Raw genomic sequence first — 12,558 nt, 5'->3', positions numbered from 1 at the left:
TGGTCTGGTGTCGATTGTGGATGGTGGCGTGGTGTCGCTGCGGCCTGGTGAGGATCGTGGGGTTCCGGAGCAGACCGCGCGGCTGGCTCGGGCTGCGTTCCGGCGGGGGAATGTGTACCTGCGGATGCGTGATGAGCTGCGGGTTCGTTTTGATGATCGCGAGTTTGGGGAGTTGTTCGCGGTGCGGGGTCGGCCCGGGCTGTCGCCGGCGCGGCTGGCGTTGGTGTCGGTGTTGCAGTTCATGGAGAACCTGACCGATCGGCAGGCTGCTGACATGGTCCGGGGCCGGATCGACTGGAAGTACCTGCTCGGTCTGGAGTTGGACGATGCCGGGTTCGACGCCTCGGTGTTGAGTGAGTTCCGGTCCCGGCTGGTCGATGCGGACGCCGCCGAACGGTTGATCTTCGATCGGGTGTTGGGCATCCTGCGCGAGGCGGGCATGTTGGGCGGGGCCCGTCGTCAGCGCAGCGACTCGACGCATGTGCTGGCCGCGGTCCGGTCGTTGAACCGCCTGGAACTGGTTGGTGAGACGCTGCGGGCGGCGTTGGAGGCCCTCGCGGGGGTGGCCGGGCCGTGGTTGGCGGGCTGGGTGCCGACCGATTGGTATGAGCGGTACGGGCCCCGGATCGACCAGTGGCGGCTACCCAAGAGCGAGACCGAACGTGTCACCCTCACACAAACCATCGCCGAGGATGGATACACGCTGGCCGGAGCGTTGTCCCGGCCGGACGCGCCTGCCTGGGCGGCGGAACTGTCGGCCGTGCAGACCCTACGGACCGTGTGGATCCAGCAGTTCTACCGCGACGAGCGCGGGGCGCGGCTGCGTGAGCCGAAGGAGGACGGGTTAGCCCCCGCCGCCGACAGGATCGTCTCTGCGTATGACACCGACGCCCGGTACGGGATGAAACGCGGGCACGGTTGGGAGGGTTACAAGGTCCACCTCTGCGAGACCTGCACCGACGACCACCCGCACCTGATCACCGCCGTGCTGACCACCGCCGCCACCGTCTGCGACGTGCAGGTCACCGACCAGATCCACCAAGCCCAGGCGGCCCGGGACCTGACCCCGGACGAACATCTGGTCGACGCCGGCTACATCGACGCCGAACTACTCATCACCGCCCGCCGTAACCACGGCATCACCCTGACCGGCCCGGTCCTGCCCGACGCCTCCTGGCAAGCCCACACCGACGGCGGCCACACCCTGCCCACCTTCACCATCGACTGGGACCAGCAGCAGGCCACCTGCCCAGCCGGCGCCACCAGCATCAGCTGGAAACAACACCCCAGCCAACCCGGCAAGACCACCGTGCTGTTCTCCCGCACCGACTGCATGCCCTGCCCCGACCGGCCCAAATGCACCCGCAACACCTCAGGGGCGCGCAGCATCAGCCTCGCCCCCCGCGAACAACAACAAGCCCTCACCCAAGCCCGCACCGACCAACAAACCACCACCTGGCAGCGCCGCTACGCCACCCGCGCCGGCGTCGAAGGCACCATCTCCCAAGCCGTCCGCGCCTACCGACTACGCCGAACCCGCTACACCGGACAACCCAAAACCCACCTAAACAGCCTCCTCACCGCCACCGCCATCAACATCGCCCGCGCCGACGCCTGGATCACCGGCCACCCACTCCACCCAACCCGCCACAGCCGCTTCGCCCAACTCCAATACGACCTCGCCGCCTAACACCAATTCGCCAGCAGAGTCCTGGAGGGGCAGCCATGTACCAAGATCTGCCCAGAGCCGGCCGACGTCCACGCCGATCAAGGCAAGAGCTACCGCGACGGCTGCGGTGGCTCGCATACCGCCCGAACCTGGTGATCGTTCCCCGGCGTTTCACACGGAAACCGGGCGAACGATCACCACCACGCCCTGCGGCGCACCCTAGCTCTCCAAGGTCTGCACGATGGCGGACGGCCGGAGCAGGCGGGCCCCGAACATCGCGGGTGATCGGCTGTGATCAAAGCTCCCGCCATGTCGTTAGAACGACTTCAGGGGAGCTTCGATCACGGCCGTGGACAGGCGCGCGGGCCGCGAGCTCGCTAAGGGCGGGGCTGGTCGCGCTTGGGTGGGGCGAGGATGGTGCGGCGCACGCTGAGCACGTAGAGCCAGGCCAGGCCGAAGAGCAGCCCCACGCCGGCCAGGCCCCAGTGCAGGAAGCCGGCCAGCATGAGCACGCCCTGCAGCGCCGCCGCGGCGTACCAGGCCCAGTCGCGGCGCAGCAGCCCGGCGAGCGCCACGCAGGCGACGGCCGCGGCGACGATCACGCCGATCGTGGCGCCGCTCAGGTCGCCGCCGAGCATCCGCATCGGCTGGATCGCGAGCAGCAGCACGATCGTCTCCAGGACCAGCGTGCCGGCACCCAGCCCGCGCGCGGCCGCCACCGGGTTGCGGAGGCCGGAGCGGCGCGCGTCTGCGCCGGCGGCGTTCGCTGGCGGCTCGGGTTCGCGCTGGTCGGTCATCGCTTCAGCAGCCGCCGCGCGTCGGCCACGGTCGCCACCGAGCCGGTGATCAGCACGCCGACGCCCGCCAACTCGCCCTCGACGTCGGACTCGGCGAGCGCCACCGCCGCCTCGATCGCGTCGGGCATGTCGGCGGCCACCTCGACGCGTTCCTCGCCGAAGATCTCCTCGGCGACCGCGGCGAACTGCTCGACCGGCATCGCGCGCGGCGAGGTGTTGCGGGTGACGACGACCGCGTCGACCACGGGTTCCAGCAGCTCCAGCAGCCCGGCGGCGTCCTTGTCGGCGAGCACCGCGACGACCGCGACAAGCCGGCTGAACGAGAACTCCTCCTGCAACGCGGTCACCGTCGCGGCCATGCCGTGCGGGTTGTGCGCGCCGTCGAGCAGGATGGTCGGCGCGTTGCGTACCCGCTCCAGCCGCCCCGGGGACGACGCGCCGGCGAAGCCCTCCCGTACCACCTCGGGATCGAGCTGGCGGGACGCGCCGGCGCCGAGGAACGCCTCGACCGCCGCGAGCGCGACCGCCGCGTTCTGTGCCTGGTGGGCGCCGTGCAGCGGGACGAACACCTCCTCGTACACGCCGCCGAGCCCCTGGATCGTGAGCACCTGGCCGCCGACCGCCACCGCCCGCCGCAGCACCCCGAACTCGCTGCCCTCGCGCGCGATCGTCGCGCCGACCTCGGCGGTACGCTCCAGGATCGGCCGCGCGGCCTCCTCCTCCTGGGCCGCCGCGATCACGGTCGCTCCCTTGTGGATGATCCCCGACTTGGCGTACGCGATGTCCTCGATCGTGTCGCCGAGCCACTCGGTGTGGTCGAGCCCGATCGGCGTGATCACCGCGATGCCCGCGTCGAGCACGTTCGTCGAGTCTTCCGCACCACCGAGCCCCACCTCGACGACCGCGATGTCGACCGGCGCGTCGGCGAACGTCGCGAACGCCAGCGCCGTCGTCATGTCGAAGTAGGTCAACGGCTCGTCGGCCTGCGCGTCCACGAGCGCGGCCAGCGGAGCCACCTCCCGGTACGCCGCCACGAAGCGCCGCTCACTCACCGGCTCGCCGTCGAGGCTGATCCGCTCGCGCACGGTCTCCAGGTGCGGGCTCGTGTACCGGCCGGTGTGCAGGCCGTGCGCCCGCAGCAGCGAGTCGATCATCCGGGCCGTCGACGTCTTGCCATTCGTGCCGGTCAGGTGGATCGACGGGTACGCCCGCTGCGGGCTCCCCAGCAGGTCGAGGAGCTCCTTGATGCGGCCGAGGTCGAAGACCATGCGGGTGTAACCCCGGCTGTTGAGCTCCGCCTCGACCTGCTCGAACTCGGTACTCATGCTTTCGGCAACGCCTCCAGGGCGGTCGCGATGCGGGCGAGGTCGGCCTCCGCGGCGGCCAGCCGGTCTTTGATCTTGCGGACCACCGGCTCGGGCGCCTTACCGACGAACGCCGGGTTGTCGAGCTTCGCCCGGGTCTGCTCGGCCTCCTTGAGCGCCGCGGCCCGGTCCTTCTCCAGGCGGGCCCGCTCGGCCGCCACGTCGATCGTGCCGCGGGTGTCGAGCGCGACCGAGACGTCGCCGGTCACCGCGAGCTGGGCGGTGGCGGAGAAACCGTCGCCGGCCTCCTCGAGCCGCGCCAGCGAGCGGATCAGCGGCTCGTGCCCCGCGATGCCCGCGGCGGCCAGGCCGTCGAGCCGCGCCACGACCCGCTGCGCGGGCCGCAGACCCTGGTCGGAACGGAAACGCCGGATCTCCGTGACCACTCGCCGCAGCGTGGCGAGCTCACCCTCCGCCGCATCATCGACAAGACTTGGTACGAGGGCCGGCCAGGCCGCCGTCGTGACCGTCTCGCCGCCGGTCAGTGCGGTCCACAGCTCCTCGGTCACAAACGGGATCACCGGGTGCAGCAGCCGCAGCAGCTGGTCGAGCACGTGCCCGAGCACCCGCTTGGTGCGCTCGGCCGCCGGGCCACCGCCGGCGAGCACCGGCTTGGCCAGCTCCACGTACCAGTCGCAGACGTCGTCCCACGCGAAGTGGTAGAGCGTGTCGCAGACCTTGGCCAGCTCGAACTGCTCGGACAGCTCGTCGACCTCGCCGATCACGTGCTGGAGCCGGGAGAGGATCCAGCGGTCGACCGGGCCAAGGTCGGCCGGCAGGTCGCCGTCGACGTGCGCACCGTTGAGGAGGGCGAAGCGGGTCGCGTTCCACAGCTTGTTGCAGAAGTTGCGCGAGCCCTGCGTCCAGTCTTCGCTGACCGGCACGTCGGCGCCGGGGTTGGCGCCGCGAGCCAGCGTGAAGCGGGTGGCGTCCGCGCCGTACCGCTCGATCCAGTCGAGCGGGTCGACCACGTTGCCGAACGACTTCGACATCTTCTTGCCGTGCTCGTCGCGGACCATGCCGTGCAGCGCGATGATGTCGAACGGCTGCTTTCCGTCCATCGCGTAGAGCCCGAACATCATCATCCGGGCGACCCAGAAGAAGAGGATGTCGTAGCCGGTCACCAGCACGCTGGTCGGGTAGAACTTCGCCAGCTCGGGCGTCCGCTCCGGCCAGCCCAGCGTCGAAAACGGCCACAGCGCGCTGGAAAACCAGGTGTCCAGCACGTCTTCGTCCTGGCGCCAGCCCTCCCCGCTCGGCACCTGCTCGTCCGGGCCGACACAGATCATCTCGCCGTCCGGCCCGTACCAGACCGGGATGCGGTGCCCCCACCAGAGCTGGCGGGAGATGCACCAGTCGTGCATGTTGTCGACCCAGGCGAAGTAGCGCTTGGCCAGCTCGGCCGGCTCGATCCGGACCCGCCCGTCGCGCACCGCGTCGCCGGCCGCCCTGGCCAGCGGCTCGGTCTTGACGAACCACTGCAACGACAGCCGCGGCTCGACGGTGGTCTTGCAGCGGGAGCAGTGCCCGACCGCGTGCACGTACGGCCGCTTTTCCGCCACGATCAGCCCCTGGGCGCGCAGTGCCGCGACGATCGTCGGCCGCGCCTCGAAGCGGTCGAGCCCCAGGAACGGCCCGTGCGCCGTGATCACGCCGCGCTCGTCCATGATCGTGAGGCTGGGCAGGTCGTGCCGCTGGCCGATCTCGAAGTCGTTGGGGTCGTGCGCCGGCGTCACCTTGACCGCGCCGGTGCCGAACGCCGGGTCGACGTGCTCGTCCGCCACCACGGGGATGCGCCGGCCGGTCAGCGGCAGCTCCACCTCGGTGCCGACCAGGTGCTTGTAGCGCTCGTCGTCCGGGTGGACCGCCACGGCCGTGTCGCCGAGCATCGTCTCGGCCCGGGTGGTGGCGACCACGATCTCGTCGCTGTACCTGATCGAGACGAGCTCGCCCTCGTCGTCGGTGTGCTCGACCTCGATGTCCGAAAGCGCGGTCAGGCAGCGCGGGCACCAGTTGATGATCCGCTCGGCCCGGTAGATCAGCCCGTCTTCGTAGAGCCGCTTGAAGATGGTGAGCACCGCCCGGGACAGGCCCTCGTCCATCGTGAACCGCTCGCGGTCCCAGTCGACCGAGTCACCCAGCCGGCGCATCTGGCCGAGGATCGCGCCGCCGGACTCGGCCTTCCACTGCCACACCCGCTCGACGAACTTTTCCCGGCCGAGGTCATGCCGCGACAGCCCTTCGGCGGCGAGCTGGCGCTCGACCACGTTTTGCGTGGCGATGCCGGCGTGGTCCATGCCGGGCAGCCACAGCGCCTCGTAGCCCTGCATCCGCCTGCGGCGGGTGAGCCAGTCCTGGATGGTGTGGTCGAGGGCGTGCCCCATGTGCAGCGAGCCGGTCACGTTGGGCGGCGGGATGACGATCGTGAAAGGCGGCTTTTCGCTGGTGGCGGTCGCCTTGAAATAGCCCGCGCGTACCCACGTCTCGTATCGCCGCCGCTCTACCTCGCCCGGCTGGTACTGGGCGGCCAACGTCGGCGCTCCGGAGCTGTGGGTCTGCGGTGTTTCGGTCACCCGTCGAGTCTACGGAGGCGCCACGTCTCGGCTCCGCCCGGAGTCACCTACCCCTACGCTACGGTGGCGCCATGCAGCCGATCGACGTGACGCCCCCGCCCGGGGAGCCGGTGGAGGAGCAAGAGACCACCACACCGCGGCGCCGCCGCACCCGGCGGATCGTGCTGGGTTCGCTGCTCGCGGTGGGTCTGGTCGGCGCGGCTTTCATCGGCACCGTCGGCTGGCGCGTGGCCCAGCAGAAGGACGCCCGGCTCGACACGCCGCAGGAGGTCGCCGGCCTGCGCCTCGACCAGAGCCAGCGGGCCCAGGAGACCGCCGACTACCTGCGTACCGCGATCGGCGCCCGCATCGACCTCGACCAGAGCATCGGTGTCGTCTACGCCGACCCGGCGAGCGCCAGCCGCAGCGTGCTCCTCTTCGGTGGTACGACGCTGATCTGGACGCCCGGCAGCGACCTCGACACGCTCTTCGAGGTGCTCTCGGACGACACCGGCGCGGTCGCCGAGCTGCACGACGTGGACGCCGGCGACCTGGGCGGCGTGATGAAGTGCGGCGAGAGCGTCGCGCCGGAGGGAAACACGACCGTCTGCGGCTGGGCCGACCACGGCAGCGTGGTGCTGGCGCTGTTTCCCGGCCGCACGCAGGACGAGGGCGGCGCGCTGCTGCGGGAGATCCGCGGCACGATCCAGTCCCGCGACTAGCGGGACCCGCGCGGTCTTTTCGGTCCTGCACTTCTGATCCGGAAATACATCGAGGCCGCCCCCGAAGGGGCGGCCTCGATTAAGAAGTCCGGCGGTGTCCTACTCTCCCACACCCTCCCGAGTGCAGTACCATCGGCGCTGGAAGGCTTAGCTTCCGGGTTCGGAATGTGACCGGGCGTTTCCCCTCCGCCATGACCGCCGTAACACTATAAACCTATCAACCCCGCACCCGACCCCGAACCATCCGGGTGGCTGGTTGTTGGTTCAGATTCGCATAGTGGACGCGTAGCAGCTTTGTAGGTCAAGTCCTCGGCCTATTAGTACCAGTCACCTCAACCAGTTACCTGGCTTACAGCTCTGGCCTATCAACCCAATCGTCTATTGGGGGCCTTAACCCACAAGGGTGGGATACCTCATCTCGAAGCAGGCTTCCCGCTTAGATGCTTTCAGCGGTTATCCCTTCCGAACGTAGCCAACCAGCCGTGCCCCTGGCGGGACAACTGGCACACCAGAGGTTCGTCCGTCCCGGTCCTCTCGTACTAGGGACAGCCCTTCTCAAGTATCCTACGCGCACGGCGGATAGGGACCGAACTGTCTCACGACGTTCTAAACCCAGCTCGCGTACCGCTTTAATGGGCGAACAGCCCAACCCTTGGGACCTGCTACAGCCCCAGGATGCGACGAGCCGACATCGAGGTGCCAAACCATCCCGTCGATATGGACTCTTGGGGAAGATCAGCCTGTTATCCCCGGGGTACCTTTTATCCGTTGAGCGACACCGCTTCCACACGCAAGTGCCGGATCACTAGTCCCGACTTTCGTCCCTGCTCGACCCGTCAGTCTCACAGTCAAGCTCCCTTGTGCACTTACACTCAACACCTGATTGCCAACCAGGCTGAGGGAACCTTTGGGCGCCTCCGTTACCCTTTAGGAGGCAACCGCCCCAGTTAAACTACCCACCAGACACTGTCCCCGACCCCGATCAGGAGCCCGGGTTAGATACCCAAACCCAACAGAGTGGTATTTCAACAACGACTCCACCAACACTGGCGTGCCAGCTTCACAGTCTCCCACCTATCCTACACAATCAAGTCCGAATACCAATGTCAAGCTATAGTAAAGGTCCCGGGGTCTTTCCGTCCTGCCGCGCGTAACGAGCATCTTTACTCGTAATGCAATTTCGCCGGGCCTGTGGTTGAGACAGTGGGGAAGTCGTTACGCCATTCGTGCAGGTCGGAACTTACCCGACAAGGAATTTCGCTACCTTAGGATGGTTATAGTTACCACCGCCGTTTACTGGCGCTTAAGTTCTCAGCCTCGCCCCCGAAAGAGCTAACCGGTCCCCTTAACGTTCCAGCACCGGGCAGGCGTCAGTCCATATACAGCGTCTTACGACTTCGCATGGACCTGTGTTTTTAGTAAACAGTCGCTTCCCCCTGCTCTCTGCGGCCATACCACGCTCCACCCGCAAAAGGGGCTTCACGCGTCCGGCCCCCCTTCTCCCTAAGTTACGGGGGCAATTTGCCGAGTTCCTTAACCACAGTTCACCCGAACGCCTCGGTATTCTCTACCTGACCACCTGTGTCGGTTTAGGGTACGGGCCGCTCGAAACTCGCTAGAGGCTTTTCTCGGCAGCATAGGATCACTGACTTCACCTGAATCGGCTCGGCATCACGCCTCACCCACATGCGCCACGGATTTACCTATGGCACGGGCTACACGCTTACCCCGGCACAACCACCGGCCGGGCTCAGCTACCTTCCTGCGTCACCCCATCGCTTGACTACTACCACCCAGGTTCCCACGCTCCCCACCTCAACCCGAAGGTCTCAGCGGCTCGGGCGGTTAGCACAGATAGGTTCATCATGGTCGCTCCTTCGCGGGTACGGGAATATCAACCCGTTATCCATCGACTACGCCTCTCGGCCTCGCCTTAGGCCCCGACTCACCCAGGGCGGAATAACCTGGCCCTGGAACCCTTGGTCATCCGGCGGAAGGGTTTCTCACCCTTCTCTCGCTACTCATGCCTGCATTCTCACTCGTACCACGTCCACGACTCCCTCACAGGGCCGCTTCACCCGTGGCACGACGCTCCCCTACCCATCCACACACCTGCACCCAAACCCATAAAGAATCCAGGCGAAGTCAAAATGTGAATGCCACAGCTTCGGCGGTGTACTTGAGCCCCGCTACATTGTCGGCGCGGAACCACTTGACCAGTGAGCTATTACGCACTCTTTAAAGGATGGCTGCTTCTAAGCCAACCTCCTGGTTGTCTAAGCGACCCCACATCCTTTTCCACTTAGCACACGCTTAGGGGCCTTAGCTGGTGATCTGGGCTGTTTCCCTCTCGACTACGAAGCTTATCCCCCGCAGTCTCACTGCCACGCTCTCACTTACCGGCATTCGGAGTTTAGCTGATTTCGGTAACCTTGTAGGGCCCCTAGACCATCCAGTGCTCTACCTCCGGCAAGAAACACGCAACGCTGCACCTAAATGCATTTCGGGGAGAACCAGCTATCACGGAGTTTGATTGGCCTTTCACCCCTAACCACAGGTCATCCCCCAACTTTTCAACGTTGGTGGGTTCGGCCCTCCACACGGTCTTACCCGCGCTTCAGCCTGCCCATGGCTAGATCACCCCGCTTCGGGTCTAGAACACGCGACTCAACGCCCTCTTCAGACTCGCTTTCGCTACGGCTACCCCACCCGGGTTAACCTCGCCACATGCCACTAACTCGCAGGCTCATTCTTCAAAAGGCACGCCGTCACCCCACACCCAAAAGATGCAAAGCTCCGACGGATTGTAGGCGAACGGTTTCAGGTACTATTTCACTCCCCTCCCGGGGTACTTTTCACCATTCCCTCACGGTACTCGTCCGCTATCGGTCACCAGGGAGTATTCAGGCTTACCAGGTGGTCCTGGCAGATTCACGGCACATTCCACGAGTGCGCCGCTACTCGGGAAAACCCACAGAAGGTTTGCTGCTTTCGCCTACCGGACTATCACCGTCTACGGTCAGCCTTTCCAGACCATTCAACTAGCAACAAACTTTGTAACTCCTCCGCCGTGTGTCAGCACGACAAGCGGGCTCCCACAACCCCGACCACGCAACCCCTGACAGGTATCACACGCAACCGGTTTAGCCTACATCCGCTTTCGCTCGCCACTACTCACGGAATCACAATTGTTTTCTCTTCCTGCAGGTACTGAGATGTTTCACTTCCCCACGTTCCCCCCTACACCCTATGCATTCAGATGCAGGTGACACCACACAACTAGTGCCGGGTTACCCCATTCGGACACCCTGGGATCACAGCTCGGTTGACAGCTCCCCCAGGCCTATCGCGGCCTCCCACGTCCTTCATCGGCTCCTGGTGCCAAGGCATCCACCGTCCGCCCTTGACAACTTGACCACAAAGATGCTCGCGTCCACTATGCAAATCTCAACAAACAACCAACCCACAACCCCACACCCCAACACCTCGCCACCACCGTGACCGGTATGTCAGAGCAGGCCATGCCTGGCACTTCTCCACCAAGAAAACCAAACCCCACCCCCAACCTTCCCGGGGGGCCGCAGTTTGTTCTCTCAGGACTCAACAGGGTGTCATGTGCCATCCCCCACCAGCCGCACCAACCCCAAACCGTTCCACGCGTGTCTTGCGACCGCAGTACTAGGTATGATCGGCCGTTGCCAGCAGAACATGTTCGCCAGTGTCTCCGCCAAATGAGCACCCCAACCCGACACTCGCGGGCCACGGGCTCCATACCGCCATTACAGCGAATGGTGCTCCTTAGAAAGGAGGTGATCCAGCCGCACCTTCCGGTACGGCTACCTTGTTACGACTTCGTCCCAATCGCCAGCCCCACCTTCGACGGCTCCCTCCACAAGGGTTGGGCCACCGGCTTCGGGTGTTGCCGACTTTCGTGACGTGACGGGCGGTGTGTACAAGGCCCGGGAACGTATTCACCGCAGCGTTGCTGATCTGCGATTACTAGCGACTCCGACTTCACGGGGTCGAGTTGCAGACCCCGATCCGAACTGAGACCGGCTTTTTGGGATTCGCTCCACCTCACGGTATCGCAGCCCTTTGTACCGGCCATTGTAGCATGCGTGAAGCCCTGGACATAAGGGGCATGATGACTTGACGTCATCCCCACCTTCCTCCGAGTTGACCCCGGCAGTCTTCGATGAGTCCCCGGCCGAACCGCTGGCAACATCGAACGAGGGTTGCGCTCGTTGCGGGACTTAACCCAACATCTCACGACACGAGCTGACGACAGCCATGCACCACCTGTCACCGCCCCCGAAGGACCCCGCATCTCTGCGAGATTTGCGATGATGTCAAACCCAGGTAAGGTTCTTCGCGTTGCATCGAATTAATCCGCATGCTCCGCCGCTTGTGCGGGCCCCCGTCAATTCCTTTGAGTTTTAGCCTTGCGGCCGTACTCCCCAGGCGGGGCGCTTAATGCGTTAGCTGCGGCACAGAGAACCGGAGAGGCCCCCCACACCTAGCGCCCAACGTTTACAGCGTGGACTACCAGGGTATCTAATCCTGTTCGCTCCCCACGCTTTCGCTCCTCAGCGTCAGTATCGGCCCAGAGACCCGCCTTCGCCACCGGTGTTCCTCCTGATATCTGCGCATTTCACCGCTACACCAGGAATTCCAGTCTCCCCTACCGAACTCTAGCCTGCCCGTATCGACTGCAGACCCGCAGTTGAGCCACGGGATTTCACAGTCGACGCGACAAGCCGCCTACGAGCTCTTTACGCCCAATAAATCCGGACAACGCTCGCGCCCTACGTCTTACCGCGGCTGCTGGCACGTAGTTGGCCGGCGCTTCTTCTGCAGGTACCGTCACTTACGCTTCGTCCCTGCTGAAAGAGGTTTACAACCCGAAGGCCGTCATCCCTCACGCGGCGTCGCTGCATCAGGCTTCCGCCCATTGTGCAATATTCCCCACTGCTGCCTCCCGTAGGAGTCTGGGCCGTGTCTCAGTCCCAGTGTGGCCGGTCGCCCTCTCAGGCCGGCTACCCGTCGTCGCCTTGGTAGGCCATCACCCCACCAACAAGCTGATAGGCCGCGAGCCCATCCCCAGCCGAAAAACTTTCCACACCCCACCATGCGACAGAATGTGAATATCCGGTATTAGCCCCCGTTTCCGAGGGTTATCCCAAAGCCAGAGGCAGGTTACTCACGTGTTACTCACCCGTTCGCCGCTCGAGTACCCCAAAGGGCCTTTCCGCTCGACTTGCATGTGTTAAGCACGCCGCCAGCGTTCGTCCTGAGCCAGGATCAAACTCTCCAACAAAAACTTGAAAAGCATCCCAGCAACAAAAGTTGCCAAAGGAACCATCACCCCAAAAAAAGGGGCAACGAGGTATAAACCAAACTTGGCACTGGCATATACAAACACCCTGTTGAGTTCTCAAAGAACAAACACACACC

General features: G+C 65.0%; 5 protein-coding genes and 3 rRNA genes. 2 read left to right on the top strand and 6 right to left on the bottom strand.

Going from position 1 to position 12,558, the window contains the following annotated elements:
• A partial coding sequence (locus RB614_RS43880; RefSeq protein WP_308710509.1) for an IS1182 family transposase occupies positions 1-1,690 on the top strand: 1,690 nt, incomplete at its 5' end.
• Between the two features lie 356 nt (positions 1,691-2,046).
• On the opposite strand, the gene RB614_RS43875 is transcribed toward RB614_RS43880, so the two are convergent.
• From RB614_RS43875 to RB614_RS43865, 3 genes are read right to left on the bottom strand one after another with little or no spacing between them, the layout of a single operon-like run.
• On the bottom strand, positions 2,047-2,466 hold the full coding sequence (locus tag RB614_RS43875; protein WP_308718643.1) for a DUF4233 domain-containing protein: 420 nt from the start codon (positions 2,464-2,466) through the stop codon (positions 2,047-2,049).
• Positions 2,463-3,791, bottom strand: coding sequence for a bifunctional folylpolyglutamate synthase/dihydrofolate synthase (locus RB614_RS43870; protein ID WP_308718642.1), 1,329 nt, complete (start codon positions 3,789-3,791; stop codon positions 2,463-2,465). The genes RB614_RS43875 and RB614_RS43870 overlap by 4 nt, the downstream gene beginning before the upstream one ends.
• On the bottom strand, positions 3,788-6,403 hold the full coding sequence (locus RB614_RS43865; protein ID WP_308718641.1) for a valine--tRNA ligase: 2,616 nt from the start codon (positions 6,401-6,403) through the stop codon (positions 3,788-3,790). The genes RB614_RS43870 and RB614_RS43865 overlap by 4 nt, the downstream gene beginning before the upstream one ends.
• Positions 6,404-6,474: 71 nt before the next feature.
• Between RB614_RS43865 and RB614_RS43860 the strand changes: the two genes are divergently transcribed.
• A complete protein-coding gene (locus RB614_RS43860; RefSeq protein ID WP_308718640.1) occupies positions 6,475-7,104 on the top strand; it encodes a hypothetical protein in 630 nt (209 codons plus the stop codon).
• Between the two features lie 86 nt (positions 7,105-7,190).
• On the opposite strand, the gene rrf is transcribed toward RB614_RS43860, so the two are convergent.
• The 3 genes from rrf to RB614_RS43845 form a co-directional block, all read right to left on the bottom strand.
• Positions 7,191-7,307: ribosomal RNA gene (rrf, locus tag RB614_RS43855) — 5S ribosomal RNA — on the bottom strand.
• 94 nt (positions 7,308-7,401) lie between these two features.
• Positions 7,402-10,521 (bottom strand): 23S ribosomal RNA (locus tag RB614_RS43850).
• A 385-nt stretch (positions 10,522-10,906) separates the two neighbouring features.
• Positions 10,907-12,421, bottom strand: a 16S ribosomal RNA gene (locus RB614_RS43845).
• The 16S, 23S and 5S rRNA genes sit together here, the layout of an rRNA operon.
• Between the last annotated feature and the right edge of the window lie 137 nt (positions 12,422-12,558).

It is taken from the genome of Phytohabitans maris, from assembly GCF_031085175.1.
In the GTDB taxonomy this organism is placed as follows: Bacteria; Actinomycetota; Actinomycetes; order Mycobacteriales; family Micromonosporaceae; genus Phytohabitans; species Phytohabitans maris.
Note: the sequence above shows the minus strand (reverse complement) of the source record. Positions and strands in the feature narration are given on the sequence as shown.